Raw genomic sequence first — 22,694 nt, 5'->3', positions numbered from 1 at the left:
AAAGTTAATTTTTTAACAATTATTCAGCTTAAACGTTAATTTTAAAATAAAAACAATCTATTTATAAAATAATTTCAAATATACTTCGTTAAAAGCCAATTAACATTAAACAATTTATATATGGCTTCAACTTCAGAAGTGGGACATGCAAAAAACATTGCAAACCTCAATTTATTAAACACAAACATCGCAGCTTTAGGAACAATTTACAACCCTAGTAACCCTAAACTAGTCTTATCAAACTTACAAACCATTTACACAAATGCATTTGCAAAACAAGAAAGTGTAAATACATTACTAGCTCCTTATTCTGTGGCTGTAGATGAAAGAGAAGCAATTTTCAAACCTTTTAATAGTGAACTTACAAAACTAAGAAAAGCTTACAAAGCAACAGAAGGTGTAACCAGTGCAGATCTAGAAAACTTCATGACAGCAGTCCGTAAACTAAAAGGAGTAAAAAAAACACCTCCTAAAAAAACAAATGACCCAAATGAAGAACAAATCAATCATTCCACATCCCAAATGAGTTACGACCAGCGCACAAACAATTTAGATGCATTAATTGCCATATTGCAAAACACACCAAACTATGCTCCTAATGAAACAGAATATCAAATAGCAACTTATCAAAATAAAAAAACAGCAATGCTACAAAAAACACAAGCAGTAGCAAATACTTTCATACCATTAAACAAAGCAAGAGAAGAAAGAAACAAAACAGTATATGATGATACAGACAATCTTGTAGATTTAGGTAATAAAGCAAAAGACTATATCGCCACAATATTAGACACAAAAGCTTCACAATACAAAGCCATCGCAAAAATAAAATTTAAAAAACGCTAAACAATAAAGCTTTAGGCTCAACCAGAAAAGGCATTGGCTCAATCGAACAAAGCTTTGGCTCAATCAGAAAAGACATTGGCTCAATCGAACAAGGCTTTGGCTCAACCAGAAAAGACATTGTCTCAATCAAACAAAGCTTTGGCTTAATCGAAATAAGCTTTGGCACAACAAGAATAAACATAATCCTTTTTAGATAAAAGCTTGGCATAAACAGAAAAAGCTTTGGCTTAGTAAAAAGAAAGAATGTCTTGTTTAAAACAAACAGCACTTCTATTTAATAAAAAGAGGCTGACCAAAAAAGTATGGACAGCCTCTTAACATTTTAACTATTACAATTAGCCAATTTCAATAAAACGCTTAGGTTTTGGTAATGCTTCTTCTCTTTTAGGAAGTGTCAAATGCAATACTCCATTTTCATAATTAGCCTTTATATCTTCTTCATTTACCGTTTCTGGTAAAGTAAAAGAACGTTTGAAAGACGAAAAACTAAACTCTTTACGAGTATATTTACCGTTCTCATTTTTCTCTTCAGATTCGATTTTTCTTTCAGATGAAATAGATAATACATTTTCATCTAATTCAATATTAAAATCTTCCTTTTTTAATCCTGGTGATGCTAGTTCAATTCTAAATTCGGTTTCTGTTTCTTTAATATTAACCGCTGGTATAGTACTTGAAAAACTTTGTGTACCACCCATAAAATCTGGTTTAAAAAAATCTTCCATTACTGATGGAAAAAATGTTCTTGGATTTGTTTTTACTAAGTTCATATCAATAAATTTTAAATTAAACATTCTTGTTTATTTTGTACAAACAATATTCCAAAATGTAAAAAAGTCAAAATGTCTTTTCTAAAAATAATAGAAAAGACATTTTGACTTTTTTTTAAGATTTATTTAGCAATTAACTGACTAAATTTCAGTTGTTTAATTATGTTGTTCTGCAAAAACAGATAACAAAGTTTGCCCATCAACCATTCTATTAGGTGATTTTTTCATCAAATGCAAAACACGCTTCATAGCATAAGGATTCAATCCCATATTAATGCCTATTTCATTAATTTTTATTTGCTCTCTCTCATGCAAAACTCCATCAGCATGCATCAATAAAGCCAATCGATAAAACTGACATATTCTATTAAATTCATCTTTTATTACTTTAACCTCATCTCTATTTTCAAATAATTTATGAAAAGCATCTTTATCAATTTCTAATTCTAAAGAGACCATTTCAATAAAATCATATTCTCTATCATGCAATTCACCATCAACTAGAGCAAAGGCAATCATTTCTTGTAACAAACTTATTTTTTCTTGGTAGGTTTCCATCAAAATAGTACTTTTATGAAGGTTAATATCATCCAAATATAATTAAAAATGAAAAAACTTGGCTTTCTTTTTATCATCTTTTTTTGTTTACCCAATCTAATGCAAGCTCAAAAGCGCTATTCTATCTTAGAAATTAAAGCTCCTCAATTAGATACTATTAAGAAAATTTGGGTTTATTTACCTCTAAATTATAAGAAATCCCGCAAAAAATATCCAGTTTTATACATGCATGATGCACAAAATTTGTTTGATGCAAAAACTTCTTATGCTGGTGAATGGAGAATTGATGAAACATTAGATAGCTTACAAGCCAACCTTATTGTAATAGGAATTGAACATGGAAATAATAAAAGACTAAGTGAATTAACTCCTTTTAAAAATGAAAAATATGGTGGTGGAAATGCAGATGCTTACTTAGATTTTATCGTTTCTACAGTAAAACCGTATGTCGATTCCGTTTATAGAACTAAAAAGAATACAAAAAATACAGGAATTATGGGAAGTTCGCTAGGCGGTTTAATTTCTCATTATGCCAGTTTAAAATATCCTGATGTGTTTGGTAAAGTAGGTGTTTTTTCTCCTTCCTTTTGGTTTTCCAATGAAATTTACACACTAACAGAACAAACTAAAAAAATGGATACAAAATTCTATTTTATGTGTGGCGACAATGAAAGTGAAGACATGGTTGATCAAATGAATAAGATGATAGACCTTGTTAGGGAAAAACGTTGCGATTGTTTGCACTTGCATAAATCAAAAATTGTAAAAAATGGTAAGCATAATGAAAAACTTTGGTCAAAAGAATTTGCAAAAGCGTATCTTTGGCTTTTCTAAATAAAAAAAGTATAATGTAACCTATATATTGTAGACTAAATTACAATTTACAACATACATTATACAACAGTTTCAATATACAATAACAGAACAATGACAAATAACGATATCTTCAAAAAACTACGTGTTGCCTTACAATTAAGAGACGACCAAATTGTAGAAATTTTAGCATTGGTAAACTTTAGAGTTTCAAAAGGAGAACTAGGAAATATCTTTAGAAATGAAGAACATCCAAATTATGTAGAATGTGGTGATCAATTGTTACGCAATTTTTTAAACGGATTAGTAATTCATTTAAGAGGTACAAAAGAAGAACCTAAAAATCCTATGGAAGTGATTAAAAGCCATAAGAATACACCTCCAAAAGAGGGAAATGAAGAAAAAGAGGTGAAACCAAAAACAGAAAATTTCAAAAAACCAACACCAGCTTTCAAAGCAAAACCAAAGAAAAAAACATTTCCAAAAAAAGAACCTATAGTAGAAAAAGTACGTTTCAAAAACGGAAAGAATAAGCCAAAAGAGTAATACATTATTATGATTCCGAACTCGTTTCAGAATCTAAACATTTTAACGAGAAGCAGAAACAAGTTCAGCTTGACAAATGTGATGTCTTGTCATTTTGAACTGGTTTCAGAATCTCACAAATTAATCTGTGATAATCCTTGAAATCTGTGACTAAAAATTATTTACAATACATTTACTCATTCCCTTCAAAAAAATAATTAACATCAACCACATACTTTTTATCAAAAACCATTTCATTTTTGTATTTTTGAACACCGTAAATTCATGGTCTTGAAATAAACCTAAATAAATGCAGTTTAAACATCCTGAGATTTTATACTTTCTGTTTCTATTGGTAATACCAATTTTAGTCCATTTATTTCAATTACGTCGCTTCAAAAAAGAATACTTTACTAACGTAAAACTCCTTCGTCAGCTTCAACAACAAACAAGAAAAAGTAGCACTATAAAAAAATGGTTGTTACTAGTAACTCGCTTGATATTGCTAGCGTTACTTATTTTGGCTTTTGCCCAACCTTTTTTCAATGCAAAAGAAGCTAAAAACAAAGACAACGAATTAATTGTTCTCTTAGACAATTCTTTTTCTATGCAAGCCAAAGGAAGCAGAGGAGAATTGTTAAAAAGAAGTGTACAAGAACTATTAGAATCCTTTCCAGAAAATCAAACTTTTTCATTAATAACAAATGATGTAGTTTTTTGGGATATCGATAGCAAAACCATTCAAAGCGAACTCCAAAAATTAGATTATTCAGCTCTTCCATTTGAATTAGATTATTTGTTAACCCAAGTCGACTCAAAAAAACCAAATACTAAAAAAGATTATATCATTATTTCAGATGCTATTGGAACTAATTCAAAGAAAATGGAATCGTTAAGCAAAGAAAACGATGTCTATTTTATCAATCCAAAAGCAGAAAACAAAAACAATATTAGTATTGAAAAAGTCTCATTGAGTCAAGTTTTAGATGCTTTTTACGAAATTAAGATTGATTTAAAATCCTATGGTGAAACTACTGAAGCTATTCCTGTTGCGGTTTATAATAAAGAAGCTTTGATTGCCAAATCACAAGTGACATTTGACAGAATAGAAAAAGAACTTAAAATCAATATTCCAAAAGCCGCTTTTCATGGAAAAGTCACATTGCAAGACAATAGTTTACAATATGATAATGATTTCTATTTTAGTATTTCACAACCCAAAAAACAAAACGTAATTATCATTGGCACCAATGAAAAAAATAAATTCCTAAATAAAATTCTAACCGAAAATGAGTTTGTAGTTACCAATACCGAACTGGCTCAACTAAATTACAATGCCATTGAAGATCAGCAAACCATTATTCTAAATGAAGTAGCAGAAATTCCTCAAGCATTAACCACTACACTACTTTCATTTTATAATAAAGGTGGTAACATCATACTTATTCCATCACAAGAAAATAGTATTCAAAATTTAAATAGTTTCTGTAAAAACTTTGGTTCGTTCCAATTTTCAAATAAAAATGAAACTGAAAAGCAAATCACTAAAATCAGTTTCAATCATCCGCTATATAAAAATGTATTTGAAAAAAATGTGACCAATTTTCAGTATCCAAAAGTAAATCAATCATTCACAACTTCTGGAAACGGTTTACCTATCTTGCAATTTGAAGACAAAACGAATTTTGCAGCTTCAATTTCGAATAAAATTGGTAATCTGTATATTTTTACAGCTTCCATAAACAAACAAAATTCAAATTTTCAGAATTCACCATTAATTGTACCTACGTTCTATAACATGGCACAGGCTAAAAATAGTTCAAAAACAAATACCTTTACCATTGGTGAAAACGAAACCTTAATTATCGATGCTATTCTATCAAAAGATGAAGTTGTGAGCGTAAGTAACATAGAAAACAGCTTCATTCCACAACAACAAATTGTAAATACAAAAGTAAAATTAGCTTTCGGAGATTATCCAGTAAAATCAGGTAATTACAATGTAAAACAAGCTGAAAACACCATTCAGGAAATTAGTTTTAATTACCCAAGAACAGAAAGCGATTTAAGCAATATAAACGCCACACTATTTGATAATACTACCACTGTAAATAATGTTGAAACCGTTTTGAATGACTTGCAATCAAAACGTACTGACACTGCTTTATGGAAATGGTTTATCATAGGCACACTCCTATTTTTATTGATTGAACTACTAATCCAAAAATTTGTAAAATGACAACCGTTTTAATTAAACAAGCCACTATACTAGATAAAAACAGTTCGTTTCACAACCAAACCGTTGATATTAAAATTGAAAACGGAATCATTACTGAAATTGCAAAAGAAATAATCACACCAGAAAACGCAACTGTTGTTGAAAAAGAAAACCTTCACGTTTCACAAGGTTGGTTTGACTCTTCCGTATCTTTAGGAGAACCAGGTTACGAAGACCGTGAAACTATTGCAAACGGTTTACAAGTAGCAGCAAAAAGTGGTTTTACTGCCATAGCTTTACAACCCAACAGCACACCAATAATTGATAACCAATCATATATAAAATTTGTTTTAGACAAAGCCAAAAACCAAGCCACTACCCTATTTCCTATTGGTGCTTTAACCAAAAACAGCGACGGACAGGATTTAGCCGAATTATTCGATATGAAAAATGCAGGTGCGATTGCCTTTGGAGATTACAACAAAGCCATTCAAGATGCAAATATTCAAAAAATCGCTTTACAATATGTGCAAGATTTTGATGGTTTAGTAATTAGTTTTTGCCAAGATAGTTCGTTAAAAGGAAAAGGAATTGTAAACGAAGGAATTGCTTCCACTCGATTAGGTTTAAAAGGAATTCCCACTTTAGCTGAAGAATTACACATCTCTCGGAATTTGTTTTTATTAGAATATACAGGTGGAAAATTACATATTCCAACTATTTCCACTCAAAAATCGATACAATTAATCCAAGAAGCCAAAGCCAAAGGTTTACAGGTAACATGTAGCGTTGCTGTGCATCATTTGGTTTTAAACGAAGAAATCCTATCAGGTTTCGATTCCAGGTACAAAGTTGCCCCACCATTACGTGATGAAGCGACTAGAAAAGCCTTACTAAAAGCTGTAATCGATGGAACAATTGATTGTATCACTTGCGACCATAATCCATTAGACATTGAGCACAAAAAATTAGAATTTGACATGGCAAAAGATGGAACCATAGGCTTAGAAAGTGCTTTTGGAGCTTTAGGAACTGTTTTACCATTAGATGTTATTATTGAAAAATTAACTAATGCCAAAACTATCTTTGGGTTACCCCAAAATAAAATTGAAGTCAATGTAAAAGCAGAATTAAGTTTGTTTACACCAAATATAGAAAGTATTTTCACCAAAGAAAACATCCTTTCCAAATCCAAAAACTCCGCTTTCCTAGGACAAAAAACAAAAGGAAAAGCATACGGAATTTTTAATAATGGAAAATTAATAACTAACAATTAATAATTTACAATTACAATGAACGATATTGAAAGAGGAAAAAATGCAGCTCTAGTAAGTTACATAACTATCATAGGAAGTGTTATTGCAATTTTCATGAACCAAGAAGAGAAAAAAAGCGACTTTGCTAGTTTTCACATTCGTCAAGCTTTAGGAATATTTTTAACCTTCTTTTTATTAGGTTATCCGATTGGCTATTTTAATAGTTGGATGGTTTCTTCCGCTTTTTGGCTTTTCATATTCATTCTATGGATTTATGGCTTTCTAGGAGCATTAAATGGAGAAAAGAAAATTGTTCCATTATTAGGAACCTTTTACCAACAGTTTTTTAAGAATTTGTAGGAAAATCTCTCAAAAAAACAACCTTAGTTACGTATAAATCCGTAGAAAAAAGACTAAGAAGTTGTCCGAAAAGGCAGTTTTCAATATAAAGATTTTATCTCTAAAAAGATTACATATATAACAACAAATATTCAATTTCTAAAGAAATTTAAAGTATTTTGAATAGAAATAAAAACAGAATTAATTAATCTATGAAATACTTAAAAATCACATTCATTAGAATATTATTAAGTTTTTTTGCAGCAAATATGGCAATTGCACTACTAGTTAATGACAGTTTTGAAACTTCATCATATTTGATTTATAAAATAATTTTAACAGTAGTCTTCTATTATGGATTAACTCTTTATGTGAATAATAAAAAAAATCAGTAACAACTGAATTGTCTCATCCTAAAACAGATTTACCATACATCTAATAAAAACTTTTAAAACTTAAAACATTGAAAAAGCAAAGACAATGTATGAATTTAAAGCAGAAATAGAACTCATCGGAATTAATCCTTATGTTTTTGTACCTGAATACATTCTTAAAAAAATCTTCGAAGATGCTGATAAAACCAAAGGACACATTCCTATAAAGGGTACGATTAACGACAAACCTTACAGACAAACACTGGTAAAATATAGCGGAGAATGGCGATTGTATATCAATACTACTATGCTTAAAAATTCACCTAAACGCATTGGTGAAACCATCGAAATCACAGTGAGTTTTGACCCAGAAAGCAGAGAAATTAAACCTCCAAAACTTTTTGTAAAAGCATTAACTGAAAACAAAGAAGCTAAAATAATTTTTGAAAGCCTACCCGCATCAAGAAAATTAGAAATTGTAAAATATTTGGCTAATCTAAAAACTCAAAAAGCATTGGAGAAAAATACTGAAAAAGCCATCAATTTTTTATTAGGCAAAGAGAGATTTATTGGTAGAGACAATCCATAAAAAATTAATAATTTAACACATTAAATTTATTAGTTTTTGATACATTTATAAAGCTTGAATAATCTAAAAAATTAAACATTCCTAAAAATGGAAAAAATCCTCATCACAAAAATAAATAGTAATCAAGTTTACCAACTACAAGAAATTGGCAAACAAACGTTTTATGAAACTTTTTCTTCAGAAAATTCTGAAGAGAATATGATGAATTATTTAGAAGATGAATTTTCGATTGAAAAACTACAAACTCAACTCAATAACCAAAACTCAGAATTTTACTTTGCAATACTTAATAACAAAACAATTGGTTACTTAAAACTAAACTTTGGACAATCACAAACAGAGCTAAAAGATAACAAAGCACTCGAAATTGAGCGTATTTATGTACTCAAAGAATTTCATGGAAAAAAAGTAGGACAATTACTTTATAATAAAGCAATCCAAATTGCTAAAGAAAAAAATGTTGATTATGTTTGGTTAGGTGTATGGGAAGAAAATACAAGAGCTATTAATTTTTATAAAAAAAATGGCTTTATGGAGTTTGACAAACACATTTTCAAATTAGGCAATGAAGAACAAACAGATCTCATGATGAAACTCCATCTATAAATTTTCTTACTTCAAAAACAAATAAACACCTTAAAAAACCATTTAAAACACTATAAATCAGTGTAATTACCCTCAAAAAATAGGTTTTTTCCCCTAAATAAAATAAAAAGCTATGACTAATTTTATGTTTTAAAATTAGTGTCATGCAAAAAAAATCATATCAAAAGGAATTAAGCATTAGTAATACACAAAAAAGGTTTGGTACTACTAATGTAAAAAAAGACGTGGAAAAAATTCAATCTTGGCTTACCCTCTTTGCCATGCAAAATTCAAATGCAGGAACAGCAACAGGGATTGATGGAGATTTTGGACCAGCTACAGAGCAAGCAGTAATCAATTTTCAAAAAGCGAAAGGTTTACCTCAAAATGGAATAGTAGATCAAAATCTATTTCATGTACTAACATTACCTCTTCAAAAGGCATTTGAAAATACCATTCTTGGAAACAATCTTAGAGAATTAGTCGTAAACACTGCTAAAAATCATGCAGAAAATAACCCTTATGAGTTGGTTATCAAAAATCAAAGTAATACAGGACCATGGGTTCGGGCTTACATGGATGGACATGAAGGTTCTTCTTGGTTTTGGTGTATGGGTTTTGTACAAACCATTATTGATCAAGCGGCTTCTATACAGGGGAAAAACTTTAAAACCCTAATGCCTTTATCTTATAGTTGTGATACAATAGGAACAACTGGTCTTCAAAAAAAAATCCTTACACGTTATCAAACAGCAAGAAATAATCCAGCATTAATCAAACCAGGCGATTTATTCTTACTCCAAAAATCCACTTACGATTGGTATCATACAGGTATTGTAATTAAGGTACAAGGAGATGTAATAGAAACCATAGAAGGTAACACAAATGCAGGTGGTTCTAGTAATGGAAATGCGGTTTTAAATAGAATTAGAAATTTCAAACAATCTAAAATCGATTTTTTCTCTATTGAATCTTTAGTGTAATTAAAATTCCTAATAAGTGAGGATGATGTCAAAAGATGACAACTTATTTTTATTTAAAATTATTGCTTCAAAACATTATAAATTGAAATTTAGTAATAATTTTGAAGAAAAATAATTAGAATACACTAAAAATGAACCTACATTACCTCATTAGAGAACCAAAAATAGTACAAGCACAAAATCCAGTATTAATTCTATTACACGGCTACGGCAGCAACGAAGAAGATTTATTTTCCTTCGCTACCGAATTACCAGACGAATATTACGTTATTTCTGTAAGAGCTCCTTATGATTTACAACCCTATGGTCATGCTTGGTATGCCATACACTTTGATGCTGATGAGAACAAATTCTCAGATGATGTACAAGCCAAAGAATCAAGAGATTTGATTGTTACTTTTATTGATGATTTGGTAGCCAAATATCCTATTGATAAAAGCAAGGTAACATTAATTGGCTTTAGCCAAGGAAGTATTCTAAGTTATGCCACTGCTCTATCTTATCCTGAAAAAATTGCAAGAGTAGTTGCCTTAAGTGGCTATCTAAATGAAAAAATTATAACTGAAGACTTTAAAAATAAAGATAACAAGCACTTACAATTCTTCATCTCACACGGAACAGTAGACCAAGTAATTCCAGTAGATTGGGCAAGAAAAGCAAAACCTTTTATAGAAAATTTAGGACTGACTGTAACGTATAGAGAATATTCTGTTGGACATGGAGTTGCACCACAAAACTTTTATGATTTCAAAAATTGGTTAGAACAAACAAAGTAATATTTTGAAAGAAAGTTTTTGAATGCTTTATAAAAGCTACTATTTATAATCGAAAAAGAAACTGACTGTTAATGATGAGCTCGTTGTGTTTGAAGATAATGATTTATCAACTAAACAATATTATAATAAAAACTTACTTTCATTAAAGTCAAATAAAAGCACTTAAGTAATTTTTGAAAATAAAACTGATTGGAATACTGCTGTATTATTTTCCGTAGTTGAACAAATACTTGTAGATAAAAAAAGAAAGCTCTGCTATATAGTAGAGCTTTCTCCAAAAAAACAAACTAAAACTAAACAACTATGAACGCGGTAACAAAACAGTATCTACCACGTGAATGATTCCGTTTTTCTGATTTACATCAGCTATTGTAACTTTTGAACTGTTTCCGTTCTCATCAGTAATATATACTTCTTTTCCTTTCATCCAAGCAGTTAAAGTTCCACCACTTACAGTTTTGAAAGCATATTTCCCATCTCCTTTTTTAATAGCTGCCACAATATCTTTAGCTGACCATTTTCCAGCAGCTACATGATATTTTAAAATAATTTGCAACATTTCCTTATTTTCTAATTTCAATAAATTTTCAACAGTTCCTTCAGGTAATTTTGCGAAAGCATTATTTGTTGGAGCAAAAACCGTAAATGGTCCATCTGATGATAATACATCAACTAAATCTGCTGCTTTAACAGCTGCTACTAAAGTAGTATGATCTTTAGAATTTACTGCATTTTCAACAATGTTCTTACTAGGATACATAGGTGCTCCACCAACTTCAACCGTTTTTTCTTTCTTTTGTGCATTTATTTCTGTACCTGCTAAAAGACAAAAAGCGATAACCACAATTGCTACAATTTTTCTTGTTTTCATTTTAATTATTTTATGTTATGATATATGTTATAATTGCATTTACGAGAAAAATTAAATCTTGGTTTTAAAAAAGTAAAAAAAAAGTAAAAGAACGCGATAGATAAATAGCAATTCAATAATATTTATTACTTTTGAGCTTCTAAAAAAAGACATTATGGCAACAGTAACATTAGGCGGAAACGCAATACATACATCAGGAGAATTACCACAAATAGGATCAAAATCACCTGATTTCAAATTAGTTAAAACCGATTTAGGGACAACTACTTTAGCAGATTTTGCTGGAAATAAGTTAGTTTTAAATATTTTCCCTAGTATTGATACTGGAACATGTGCCGCTTCAGTTAGAGCTTTCAATGAAAAAGCAAGTAAATTAGAAAACACTAAGGTATTATGTATTTCTCGAGATTTACCTTTTGCTCAAAAACGTTTTTGTGGTGCTGAAGGATTAGAAAATGTAATTAACTTATCTGATTTTAATACTGGAAGCTTTGGAAAAGATTTTGGTTTAGAAATTACAGATGGTCCATTAGCTGGTTTACATTCAAGAGTTGTAATCGTAGTAGATGAAAACGGTACAGTTAAATATACAGAACAAGTAGCTGAAATTGCTAACGAACCAAATTATGAATCTGCTTTAGCTTCTTTATAAACGAACGTATGGCTTTTGAAAAGGACAATACTTTCGTAAAAGGAAGATTAAAAAGTATTTTATTTGCTGTTAAAGGAGCATTCAAATTAGCTACAACAGAACATAGTGTAATGGTTCAATTAAGTATTGCACTTACTTTAATCGTAGCTGGTTTTTATTTTGGAATTACAAAAGAAGAATGGCTTATACAAACTTTAGCAACTGGACTAGTATTAGGAATTGAAGGTATTAATACAGCTGTAGAAAAAATTGCAGACTTTATTCATCCTGATTATCATAAAAAAATTGGCTTCATAAAAGATATTGCTGCTGGGGCTGTATTTTTTGCAGCATTAACCGCAATTACAATAGGAAGTATTATATATATTCCTTATTTATTTTAAATTCTCTATTTTTGTAAAATAGTGTTTGCTACATGGCTAAAAAAAGTAAAAAAGAAACAGAAAATAAGACTCCTTCAAAAGAAAAGAAATCGTTGAAACTTTCAAGACAACAAAAGTTCACTATTGGTGTATTGTTGGTTTTGCTTTCAATTGCATTGTTGTTGTCCTTTATTTCTTATTTCATAACTGGAAATTATGATCAGAGTCAAGTAAACGATGTCTTTGATAGAGCGATTCAAACAAAGAACTGGTTAGGAAAATTTGGAGCTTACTTAGCCGATTTTTTCTTATACCAAGGTTTTGGTGTAGCTTCTTTTCTATTTGTTAGAATTTTATTCTTAACTGGCATCTATTTAATACTTGACATTAGCATTGGTAAACTTAAAAGAATATTATTTTGGGATTTATATCTAATCATTGTTCTTTCAGTTATTTTTGGATTCTTTTGGGATTATCTTCCTGAACTTGCAGGAACAATAGGTTTTGAAGTTAATTCTTATATTCAAGATTACATTGGTAAAATTGGTACAGCTTTAATATTATTTTTTAGCACTATAATCTATTTAATTTTTAAAATTAAAATTTCTCCAGATGCTGTTAAAAATATTTTTGAGAAACCAAACAAGACTTTTCAAGAAGAATTAATAGAAGAAAAAAATAACACTAACGAAACCTCAAATAAAATTATAGAGAATAATTCTTCTATAGAAAATGATTTTATTATTAGAGAGGATGATGAAGCCATTTCTAAAATTGAATTGAAGCCTTCTATTTTTGAAATTAATAAAGAATCATTAAAACCTACTATTTCAAATGCTTCAGAACTTAATTTAGACCCAAAATCTAAAAAAGATGACAATTTCAGTATTACTGAAAAAATTAGTTCCACTGCAATAAATACTGAAGCAGACAATGATTTTGTAATTGAAAAAGTGGAAGAAGAAGAAATTATAGAAGGAAATTTATCTGCCAAATTAGTACAAGATTTTGGAGAATTTGATCCTACATTAGAATTATCCAATTATCAATTCCCTCCTATTGATTTACTGAAAGAATATACAACTGGTGGAATTACAATTAATCAATCCGAATTAGAAGAAAATAAAAACCGAATTGTAGAAACTTTAAAGAACTACAGTATTGGGATTTCACAAATAAAAGCAACTGTTGGTCCAACAGTTACCTTATACGAAATTGTTCCAGATGCTGGAATTCGTATTTCAAAGATTAAAAATTTAGAAGACGATATTGCCTTATCATTAGCCGCTTTAGGTATTCGTATCATTGCTCCAATTCCAGGAAAAGGAACAATTGGTATTGAAGTCCCTAATAACAACCCAACTATGGTTGCAATGAAAAGTGTTATTAGTTCACCTAAATTTCAACAAGCAGAAATGGAACTACCTATTGCTTTAGGTAAAACTATTTCAAATGAAACTTTTGTGGTCGATTTAGCCAAAATGCCTCACTTATTGATGGCTGGTGCCACTGGACAAGGAAAATCAGTAGGTCTGAATGCCATTTTAGCTTCTCTTTTATACAAAAAACATCCTGCTGAAGTTAAGTTTGTTTTAGTTGACCCAAAGAAAGTAGAATTAACATTATTCAATAAAATTGAACGTCATTATTTAGCTAAACTTCCAGATACAGAAGATGCTATTATCACAGATAACACTAAAGTAATCAATACTTTAAACTCATTATGTATTGAAATGGACAACCGTTATTCTTTATTAAAAGATGCTATGGTTAGAAATATAAAAGAATACAACGATAAATTTAAATTGCGTAAATTAAATCCAGAAAATGGACATCGATTTTTACCCTACATTGTTTTGGTAGTAGATGAATTTGCCGATTTGATTATGACAGCAGGAAAAGAAGTAGAAACACCTATAGCTCGTTTAGCACAATTAGCCCGTGCTATTGGAATTCATTTAATTATTGCAACTCAACGTCCTTCTGTAAATGTGATTACAGGTATGATAAAGGCCAATTTCCCCGCTAGGATTGCTTTTAGAGTAATGTCAAAAATAGATTCAAGAACAATATTAGATGCCGGTGGAGCAGATCAATTAATTGGTCGTGGAGATTTATTGTATACCAATGGTAATGATATGGTGCGTGTACAATGTGCATTTATAGATACTCCTGAAGTAGAAAAAGTTTGTGACTTTATTGGAAGTCAAAAAGCTTATCCTGAAGCCTATCAATTACCAGAGTATATAGGGGAAGAAAGTGGCACGACTCTTGATGTTGATATATCGGACAGAGACACCTTATTTAGAGAAGCCGCTGAAGTAATTGTAACGGCTCAACAAGGTAGTGCCTCATTAATTCAAAGAAAATTAAAATTAGGATATAATAGAGCTGGTAGAATAATTGACCAATTAGAAGCGGCTGGCATTGTAGGCCCTTTTGAAGGAAGTAAAGCACGCTCGGTTTTAATTACCGACTTGGTAGCACTCGACCATTTTTTAAACAACGAACAAAATAATAATTAAATAAGATGAATAAAATTTTGAAATTAGTATGTTTTCTTTTAGTAAGTTTTTCAATTCAAGCGCAAGATGCTGCTAAAGCTAAAGGTCTTTTAGATGAAGTATCAGCTAAAGTTAAGACTTATGGAAATATAGTTATTGATTTTAAGTATGCATTAAATAATCCGACGGAAAATATAAATCAGGAAAGTAAAGGAAATGTAACACTAAAAGGAAATTTATACAATTTAAACTTTATGGGTGTAACTAAAATTTTTGATGGCAAAAAAGTATACACAATTGTTCCTGAAGATGAAGAAATATCCATTTCAAAATTTGATGACAAAGATGAGAATGCTGTAACTCCTTCAAAAATGCTTACCTTCTTTAACTCTGGGTATAAATACTCTTGGGATATTTTACAAGACATAAAAGGTAGAAAAATTCAATACATTAAACTAATTCCTATAAGTTCTAAAGATCAAAGAAAAGAAATACTTTTAGGTATAGACGTTCAAACCAAAAACATTTATAATCTTATAGAAACTGGAAAAAATGGAACGAGAACTACATTAACTGTTAATTCTTTTAAAACAAACCAACCTTTGTCAGATAATCATTTTACCTTTACAGAGTCAAAATACCCAAATTACTATATCAATAGATTAGACTAAAAGGTGAAAATCTTAGACAAATACATTATAAAGTCCTTCATGATTACATTTACTTCGGTATTTGTAATCCTTTTTTTTATATTCGTTTTACAAGGAATATGGTTATTCATTTCTGAATTAGCAGGGAAAGATTTAGACTTTTTTACCATAATAAAGTTTCTGTCTTTTTACGCACCCACAATTGTTCCTCTTGTATTGCCTTTATCAGTTGTACTCGCTTCCATAATGACGTTTGGTAGTTTTGCAGAAAATTATGAATTTGCTGCAATGAAATCTTCTGGAATTTCATTACAAAGAGCTATGAGAATGTTAACATTATTTATCATAGGTTTAAGTATTATTTCTTTCTTATTTGCAAATAATGTAATCCCAAAAGCACAATACAAATTTTTAAATCTCAGAAAAACAATTGTTCAACAAAGACCTGCAATGGCAATTGCAGAAGGACAATTCAACCCTATTGGAACTGCAATTAATATCAAAGTAGAGAAAAAATCTGGAACAAACGGACAATTTCTTGAAGATGTAACCATGCACGTTAAAAATACAAATGCAGGTTTAGGTGCAAATACAGTTATAAAAGCAAAAAATGGTATTTTAAGGAGTGATGAAAATTCGAATTATCTTCAATTAGAATTATTAGATGGAAATTATTATGAAAATATAATTCCTAAGAAATATGAAGAACGAAACAAACAACCTTTTGCGAAAAGCAGTTTCAAAAAATATACTTTAAATATAGATTTAACAAAATTAGATGAAAACTCAGGTGATAATTCAGATATCACCTCAGAAAAAATGCTAACCTTAAACGAATTAAATTACACTATAGATTCTTTACAAACTAATTATAATAAAGATATTGTTTCCTTTGCTGAAAATACAGTTCAAAGAAATGATTATGTTTTTCAGTTGAATCGATTACAAGATATTGATAAAGAAAAAAAAGAAAACGATTTACTTTCTATCTACAGTAATAAAGAAAAGCAAAAAATACTAGAAATGGCTAAAAGTAATACTTCTAGTACTGAATTTAGTATCCAAAACAGCCAAAATGATTTAGAATACAAAAAGAAAAATATAAATTCACATTGGGTTGTTGTGCATGAAAAATTTATCATTGCTTTTTCTTGCCTACTTATGTTCTTCATTGGTGCTCCATTAGGGGCTATCATTAGAAAAGGTGGTATTGGTTTACCTATTGTTTTTGCTATCGCTATTTTCATTGGATTTCATTTCATGAATACTTTTGGAAAAAAATTATCAGAAGAAGACACTATTCCTATCGTTTTAGGAATGTGGTTATCCTCTATTCTTTTAACGCCTTTTGCTATCTTTCTAACGTACAGAGCCACAAACGATATAGGAATTATGATTAATTTTGACTGGTTGACTGATCCTATAAAGAAAATATTTTTAAGATTCTCAAAAAATTAAAACTACAATGTCAAAAAACATACAACTCAACACCATTGAAGAAGCCATAGAAGATATCCGTCAAGGAAAAATTATAATAGTCGTCGATGATGAAGACAGAGAGAATGAAGGTGATTTTTTAGCTGCTGCCGAAAAATGTACCCCAGAAATGATTAATTTCATGGCAACTCATGGAAGAGGGTTAATTTGTACTCCTCTAACAGAAAGCAGATGTAATGAACTAGATTTACATGCAATGGTTAGAAATAACACTGACCACATGGAAACTGCTTTCACCGTTTCGGTAGATTTAAAAGGAAATGGTGTTACCACAGGAATTTCAGCTGCTGACAGAGCAAAAACAGTAATTTCTTTAATTGATAGTGAAACAAAACCTTTTGATTTAGCCAGACCAGGTCATATTTTTCCCTTAATAGCTAAACAAGGAGGTGTTTTAAGAAGAACTGGTCACACAGAAGCTGCTATTGATTTTGCGAGACTTGCAGGTTTTAAACCAGCTGGTGTTATTGTTGAAATTATGAATGAAGATGGAACCATGGCACGTTTACCTCAACTTGTTAAAGTAGCTAAAAAATTCGATTTAAAGCTAGTTTCTATTGAAGATTTAGTAGCCTATAGAATGCAACATGATAGCTTAATTCAAAAGAAAGAAGATTTTGAAATCGAAACTCGCTTTGGTACTTTTAGATTAAGAGCTTACCTTCAAACAACAAATAAACAAGTTCATCTTGCTTTAACCAAAGGGACTTGGAGTACAGGTGAATCAATCCTTACCCGAATCAATTCTACCCAAGTTAATAATGATATTTTAGGAACATTAACTAATGATGCTGATAAAAAACTTGATGTCATGTTTAAAAAAATTAATGAAGTAGGAAAAGGAGCTATAATTTTCATTAATCAGGAAATAAAATCATTAGAATTACTATCACGATTATCAGAATTGAAAAAACTACAAGAAAACGGTATTATTAAAGCACCACAAATAAAAATGGATTCAAAAGATTTTGGAATAGGTGCTCAAATTCTTCATGACATAGATATTTCTAGAATAAAATTATTATCTAATAATCCTGACCATTCTAAACGTGTGGGTATGATAGGATATGGTCTAGAAATTACTGAATATGTAAATTACTAATTAGAAAAACCATAATTTAATAGCGAGAGAGGACACCGTAATAATAAGAAATAATCGAATTACTTTGTCCTCTTTTTTTACAGACCATCGACTTCCAAACCAAGCTCCTGAAGCATTTCCAGTGGTTAAAATAAGTGCTAACATGTAATTAATTTTATCTTCTAAAGCAAAAACAATTACTGCTCCAATTGTATAAATAAATACCACAAGAACTTTTGTTACATTCGATTTCAACAAAGACAATCCATTTACATAAGGTAAAATCAATAGCATTAAAAAACCAATTCCTGCATTTATAAAACCTCCATAAATCCCTAAAAAAAAGAAAATAAATAAAGAAATATATAAAGACTTTCCTGTTGTTTTTTCTATAATCTCAGTATAATTCTTTTTTGGATTAAATAGAATTGTGATTAAAACCATTATCATAATAACGGCTAAAATTCTATTAAACAATTCGCCTTTTATATCAATTGCTAATTTGGCACCAATAAAAGATCCTACTAAAGCGGATAATCCTAAGTACAAACTAAATGGATAAGTTGAAATACCTTTGCTTTTAAAACCTCTAACAGCTGTAAATGTTTGAACTAAAATTGCTATTCTATTGGTTCCGTTAGCTAAAGGTGCTGGTAGACCCATGAAAATTAAAGTAGGTAAAGTTAGTAATGTTCCTCCACCAGCTATAGTGTTTAAAAAACCAGCAATAAAACCTATAGGAATTAAAAGAAGGTATTCATATTGAAAATCCATAAAAGATATAAATTGACAGTAAAGATATTGAAATAATAGTTAGCATAAAGTAGAAAAACTAGCCTAAGCGGACATTTATTTATTTATAAAAAAATGTTAACAAACATCTAATTTCTATAATAAATAAGCTATTTTTACTTCCTTATTCAACAAAAACTAGTCCTAATAAAATGAAGAAAAAATTAATTTCTGGAGCACTATTAACCCTACTTTTAGTAAGTTGTAATTCGGTTCCAAAAGCTAAAAAAGAAGCCGATGTTTCTAAATATATGAATACCATTACTTCTGACGAATTAAGTACACATTTACATATTGTTGCTTCTGATGAAATGGAAGGAAGAGATACAGGAACAGAAGGTCAAAAGAAAGCTGGAAAATATCTTATTGAGCAATATAAAAAGAATGATATAAGTTTTCCTACAGGTGCTGAAAATTGGTACCAAAAAGTTCCTTCAGAGTTTATGGCAAAAGGGTTTTCTCCAAAATTAAATGATTCAGAAAACATTTGGGCTTTTATAAAAGGTTCAGAAAAACCAGAAGAAATTTTAGTCGTTTCTGCACATTATGATCATGTGGGAACAAAAAATGGTGAAGTATATAATGGTGCAGATGATGATGGTTCAGGAACGGTAGCTTTACTTGAAATTGCTGAAGCATTTGCACAAGCAAAAAAAGAAGGATTTGGCCCAAAACGATCTATTCTTTTCTTACATGTTACTGGTGAAGAACACGGTTTACATGGCTCAAGATTTTATTCAGAAAATCCATTATTCCCATTAGAAAACACTATTGCAGATATTAATATTGATATGATAGGAAGACGCGATGCAATTCATTCAGACACAAATAACTATGTTTATGTAATTGGTTCAGATAGACTAAGTTCAGAATTACATACTATTAATGAAGAAGTAAATAAAAAATATACTAATCTAACTTTAGATTATAAATACAATGATCGTAAAGATCCAGAAAGAATTTATTATCGTTCAGATCATTATAATTTTGCTAAAAAAGGAGTTCCGGCTATCTTTTTCTTTAATGGTGTTCATGCAGATTACCACATGGCTTCTGATACACCTGATAAAATTGAATATGATGCATTAGCCAAAAGAGCACAATTAGCTTTCACTTTAGCTTGGGAACTTGCTAATAGAGAAGAAAGAATAGTTGTTGATAGAGACGGAAAATAATTTATCTATCTATAAAAATAAGTCCTCATTAAATAAATGGGGATTTATTTTTTTTAAAAAATGCTATTTTTTATGTCAATGCTAAATAAAATTCATCACATTGCTATTATTTGTTCTAATTATGAAGTTTCAAAAAAATTCTACATTGATGTATTAGGTTTAGAAATAATTAAAGAAACATACAGAACAGAAAGAATGTCATATAAATTAGACCTTTCTATAAATGGTCAATATTGTGTTGAATTGTTTTCTTTTCCAAATCCTCCCAAAAGACCTTCAAGACCAGAAGCAACTGGCTTAAGACATTTAGCTTTTGAAGTAGAAAATTTAGAAACCATAATTGCTCATTTAAATCAATTTCAAATAGATGTTGAACCTATTCGAATAGATGAAATAACAAATAAACGGTTTACTTTTACTCAAGATCCAGATGGATTACCTATAGAATTTTACGAAAAGTAATATTTAAGGCAATACTACTTTTTCAAAAGAATTCAATTTTTGCAAATCTAAAATTGTTTTACTATCGTCATGATTTCTATTATACATGATATTAAATTTAGCACCATAAACCACCTCTTTAAAAATATAAGAAGTTCGTTTTACTAAATGCGTACTATAGATATCATCAAATACTTTTATAAATACTAATATTTCACCATCAATTGAAGCATAGTCTTCCGCTGTAAAATTATACAACGGGCTTTTTTCTGTTATTGGGTGAACCAAAGTCCAACTAAGCGTTAGCGCATTTACTTTACTTAATTCGAGTGGTAATTCAAAAAATTTATTTACCATTGCACCCTTTTCTTCAATACTTAAACCAAGTGTCACCCTTGCTTCAGCATCAGTTAAATTAGCATTTTTATAAGGAGTCATTCGAAGCATTAAAGCTATTCCGTCTCCATAAGGTGCAATGACTGCATTTTCGGAAAACTTTACAAAAGCTTGAGGCTTACTAAAACGTCCATAAAATAATCCTGTTGCTATGGCAAAAGTTAACAAACCAGTTAATGCTTCAACAGAAGAAGTAAAACTTGCCCAAAAGCCTATTGGATTAATATGTCCATAACCAACAGTAGTAAAAGTTTGTATACTAAAAAAGAAAGCTTGTCCAAATTTTTCAAGTTTTGTATTAGCAACAATTCCGTTTAAATGTTCTACTCCAATCCAATAATAAATTGAAGCAAAAAACAGATTGGCTACAAAATAAAATAAAACTATTATACCTAAAAAATGCCATCTCGGAATATTTAGCATAAAGTGATGCCAACTAATACTTTCTAGAAGAGCAATTCCTTTTTTTCTAACATTTGCATCACCGTTTTTATTCACAAAACGACCTCCATAATTAGAAGCACTGGTACCAAAACCTGAAGAATTAATTGTTTTTGCCTTAGTATTTATCTTTTTAAACAATGCCATTTTTATTACTTTATTCACAAAATTATAAAAAATTATCGCTATCAAAGGTAAGATTTATTATGCATCACCAATCATTTGTAGTACATTTACTGTTATGAAATCGCCATTAACATCAAGTTTGCATAAACAAACTACCAATGAGTAAAAGGAGATAACATATGCGACCGCTAAAAACAATACTTACACAGATGAAACAAAATGAAAAATGGAAATTAAAAAAGACTTAAAATTAGCCGTTCTTATTGATGCAGACAATGTGCCTTATGCAAATGTAAAAGAAATGTTTGAAGAAATAGCAAAATACGGAACACCTACCTTTAAAAGAATCTATGCTGATTGGACAAAACCAACGGTTTCAGGTTGGAAAAATGTTCTATTAGAAAATGCCATTACTCCTATTCAACAATATAGTTATTCAACTGGTAAAAATGCTAGTGACAGTGCTCTCATAATAGATGCTATGGATATTTTATACACTGGAAAAGTAGATGGTTTTTGCATAGTATCAAGTGATTCCGATTTTACACGATTAGCCACTCGTCTTCGAGAAGCAGGAATGACAGTAATAGGTATAGGCGAAAAGAAAACATTAAAACCTTTTATTACAGCTTGTGATAAGTTTATATATATTGAAATCTTGAAAAAAGACGATTCAGAAATTCAAATAGAATCTTCTTCTAACTCTAAAAAAGCAACAAAAAATAATAACTCAAAACAAAAAACACCATTAAGTAAAATAGATCCTAAGATCATTAATCTTTTCGCAACTAGTATAGACGATTTAGAAGATGAAAATGGTTGGGCTTTTTTGGGTGATTTAGGAAATCTTATTTTAAAAAAGAAAACCGATTTTGATCCGCGTAATTATGGTTTCAGTAAACTCTTACCTTTAATTAAAAGCATGCAAAAATTTGATATAGATGTCAGAGATACTAACAATCCAAATGTGAAACACATATATATTAGAAAGAAATAAAAGAAAAAATAAGCTAAAAACCTATTTAACACCATCTTATCACAAAAAAAACACTTACGAAGCGATATTTTTTCTAA

General features: G+C 29.8%; 25 protein-coding genes. 20 read left to right on the top strand and 5 right to left on the bottom strand.

What is annotated here, in order from left to right; genetic code table 11:
- Nucleotides 1-120 precede the first annotated feature (120 nt).
- Nucleotides 121-846: a hypothetical protein gene (locus ACULEV_RS04475; protein ID WP_445457470.1), complete on the top strand. Its 726-nt coding sequence runs from the start codon at nt 121-123 to the stop codon at nt 844-846.
- A gap of 335 nt (nt 847-1,181) precedes the next feature.
- Here the strand turns inward: ACULEV_RS04475 and ACULEV_RS04470 are convergent, their stop codons facing one another.
- Nucleotides 1,182-1,616, bottom strand: coding sequence for an Hsp20/alpha crystallin family protein (locus tag ACULEV_RS04470; RefSeq protein ID WP_445457469.1), 435 nt, complete (start codon nt 1,614-1,616; stop codon nt 1,182-1,184).
- Between the two features lie 156 nt (nt 1,617-1,772).
- On the bottom strand, nt 1,773-2,174 hold the full coding sequence (locus ACULEV_RS04465) for a TerB family tellurite resistance protein (protein WP_445457468.1): 402 nt from the start codon (nt 2,172-2,174) through the stop codon (nt 1,773-1,775).
- Between the two features lie 48 nt (nt 2,175-2,222).
- Here ACULEV_RS04465 and ACULEV_RS04460 point away from each other — a divergent pair, with 48 nt between their 5' ends.
- The 10 genes from ACULEV_RS04460 to ACULEV_RS04415 all read left to right on the top strand — a co-directional run bounded on the left by ACULEV_RS04460 (nt 2,223) and on the right by ACULEV_RS04415 (nt 10,632).
- Entirely contained in the window at nt 2,223-3,008 is a 786-nt protein-coding gene (locus ACULEV_RS04460; protein WP_445457467.1) for an alpha/beta hydrolase, read from the top strand.
- Nucleotides 3,009-3,101: 93 nt separating this feature from the next.
- The gene (locus ACULEV_RS04455; RefSeq protein WP_445457466.1) at nt 3,102-3,533 is read left to right on the top strand and encodes a DUF1456 family protein; all 432 of its coding nucleotides are present in this window, start codon (nt 3,102-3,104) and stop codon (nt 3,531-3,533) included.
- A gap of 289 nt (nt 3,534-3,822) precedes the next feature.
- Nucleotides 3,823-5,751 (top strand): vWA domain-containing protein, encoded by a 1,929-nt coding sequence (locus tag ACULEV_RS04450; protein WP_445457465.1) that lies wholly within the window; start codon nt 3,823-3,825, stop codon nt 5,749-5,751.
- On the top strand, nt 5,748-7,007 hold the full coding sequence (locus ACULEV_RS04445; RefSeq protein WP_445457464.1) for a dihydroorotase: 1,260 nt from the start codon (nt 5,748-5,750) through the stop codon (nt 7,005-7,007). The genes ACULEV_RS04450 and ACULEV_RS04445 overlap by 4 nt, the downstream gene beginning before the upstream one ends.
- Before the next feature lie 15 nt (nt 7,008-7,022).
- Entirely contained in the window at nt 7,023-7,346 is a 324-nt protein-coding gene (locus ACULEV_RS04440; protein ID WP_445457463.1) for a DUF4870 domain-containing protein, read from the top strand.
- A 191-nt stretch (nt 7,347-7,537) separates the two neighbouring features.
- Nucleotides 7,538-7,720 carry a hypothetical protein gene (locus tag ACULEV_RS04435; RefSeq protein ID WP_445457462.1) on the top strand — a complete coding sequence of 61 codons (183 nt, stop codon included), beginning with the start codon at nt 7,538-7,540 and terminating at the stop codon, nt 7,718-7,720.
- 85 nt (nt 7,721-7,805) lie between these two features.
- Nucleotides 7,806-8,288: a DUF1905 domain-containing protein gene (locus ACULEV_RS04430; RefSeq protein ID WP_445457461.1), complete on the top strand. Its 483-nt coding sequence runs from the start codon at nt 7,806-7,808 to the stop codon at nt 8,286-8,288.
- 87 nt (nt 8,289-8,375) lie between these two features.
- Complete coding sequence (locus ACULEV_RS04425) at nt 8,376-8,894, top strand: GNAT family N-acetyltransferase (RefSeq protein WP_445457460.1); 519 nt, start codon at nt 8,376-8,378, stop codon at nt 8,892-8,894.
- A gap of 143 nt (nt 8,895-9,037) precedes the next feature.
- Nucleotides 9,038-9,856, top strand: a complete 819-nt coding sequence (locus ACULEV_RS04420; protein WP_445457459.1) for a peptidoglycan-binding protein — start codon at nt 9,038-9,040, stop codon at nt 9,854-9,856.
- A gap of 131 nt (nt 9,857-9,987) precedes the next feature.
- Nucleotides 9,988-10,632 carry an alpha/beta hydrolase gene (locus tag ACULEV_RS04415; protein WP_445457458.1) on the top strand — a complete coding sequence of 215 codons (645 nt, stop codon included), beginning with the start codon at nt 9,988-9,990 and terminating at the stop codon, nt 10,630-10,632.
- A gap of 301 nt (nt 10,633-10,933) precedes the next feature.
- Here ACULEV_RS04415 and ACULEV_RS04410 read toward each other — a convergent pair whose 3' ends face one another.
- Nucleotides 10,934-11,503, bottom strand: coding sequence for a fasciclin domain-containing protein (locus ACULEV_RS04410; protein ID WP_445457457.1), 570 nt, complete (start codon nt 11,501-11,503; stop codon nt 10,934-10,936).
- Nucleotides 11,504-11,657: 154 nt separating this feature from the next.
- Here ACULEV_RS04410 and tpx point away from each other — a divergent pair, with 154 nt between their 5' ends.
- From tpx to ribB, 6 genes are read left to right on the top strand one after another with little or no spacing between them, the layout of a single operon-like run.
- Nucleotides 11,658-12,155, top strand: coding sequence for a thiol peroxidase (gene tpx, locus ACULEV_RS04405; RefSeq protein ID WP_445457456.1), 498 nt, complete (start codon nt 11,658-11,660; stop codon nt 12,153-12,155).
- Between the two features lie 8 nt (nt 12,156-12,163).
- Complete coding sequence (locus ACULEV_RS04400; protein WP_445457455.1) at nt 12,164-12,538, top strand: diacylglycerol kinase; 375 nt, start codon at nt 12,164-12,166, stop codon at nt 12,536-12,538.
- A 32-nt stretch (nt 12,539-12,570) separates the two neighbouring features.
- Entirely contained in the window at nt 12,571-15,042 is a 2,472-nt protein-coding gene (locus tag ACULEV_RS04395) for a DNA translocase FtsK (protein WP_445457454.1), read from the top strand.
- A gap of 5 nt (nt 15,043-15,047) precedes the next feature.
- Nucleotides 15,048-15,692, top strand: a complete 645-nt coding sequence (locus tag ACULEV_RS04390) for a LolA family protein (protein WP_445457453.1) — start codon at nt 15,048-15,050, stop codon at nt 15,690-15,692.
- 3 nt (nt 15,693-15,695) lie between these two features.
- Complete coding sequence (locus ACULEV_RS04385) at nt 15,696-17,129, top strand: LptF/LptG family permease (RefSeq protein ID WP_445457452.1); 1,434 nt, start codon at nt 15,696-15,698, stop codon at nt 17,127-17,129.
- A 7-nt stretch (nt 17,130-17,136) separates the two neighbouring features.
- Nucleotides 17,137-18,270: a 3,4-dihydroxy-2-butanone-4-phosphate synthase gene (gene ribB / locus ACULEV_RS04380; RefSeq protein WP_445457451.1), complete on the top strand. Its 1,134-nt coding sequence runs from the start codon at nt 17,137-17,139 to the stop codon at nt 18,268-18,270.
- On the opposite strand, the gene ACULEV_RS04375 is transcribed toward ribB, so the two are convergent.
- Complete coding sequence (locus ACULEV_RS04375; RefSeq protein ID WP_445457450.1) at nt 18,271-19,023, bottom strand: sulfite exporter TauE/SafE family protein; 753 nt, start codon at nt 19,021-19,023, stop codon at nt 18,271-18,273. It lies immediately after the preceding gene.
- A gap of 170 nt (nt 19,024-19,193) precedes the next feature.
- On the opposite strand from ACULEV_RS04375, the gene ACULEV_RS04370 reads away from it, so the two are divergent.
- Both ACULEV_RS04370 and gloA2 read left to right on the top strand, forming a co-directional pair.
- Nucleotides 19,194-20,216, top strand: a complete 1,023-nt coding sequence (locus ACULEV_RS04370; protein WP_445457449.1) for a M28 family metallopeptidase — start codon at nt 19,194-19,196, stop codon at nt 20,214-20,216.
- Nucleotides 20,217-20,288: 72 nt separating this feature from the next.
- Nucleotides 20,289-20,678, top strand: coding sequence for an SMU1112c/YaeR family gloxylase I-like metalloprotein (gene gloA2 / locus ACULEV_RS04365; protein ID WP_445457448.1), 390 nt, complete (start codon nt 20,289-20,291; stop codon nt 20,676-20,678).
- Between the two features lie 3 nt (nt 20,679-20,681).
- Here the strand turns inward: gloA2 and ACULEV_RS04360 are convergent, their stop codons facing one another.
- Nucleotides 20,682-21,641 carry an ion channel gene (locus ACULEV_RS04360; protein ID WP_445457447.1) on the bottom strand — a complete coding sequence of 320 codons (960 nt, stop codon included), beginning with the start codon at nt 21,639-21,641 and terminating at the stop codon, nt 20,682-20,684.
- Nucleotides 21,642-21,846: 205 nt separating this feature from the next.
- On the opposite strand from ACULEV_RS04360, the gene ACULEV_RS04355 reads away from it, so the two are divergent.
- Entirely contained in the window at nt 21,847-22,617 is a 771-nt protein-coding gene (locus ACULEV_RS04355) for an NYN domain-containing protein (RefSeq protein WP_445457446.1), read from the top strand.
- Nucleotides 22,618-22,694: the final 77 nt, after the last annotated feature.

It is taken from the genome of Flavobacterium sp. HNIBRBA15423, assembly GCF_052655965.1.
This window is presented reverse-complemented; position numbering and strand designations above follow the sequence as displayed.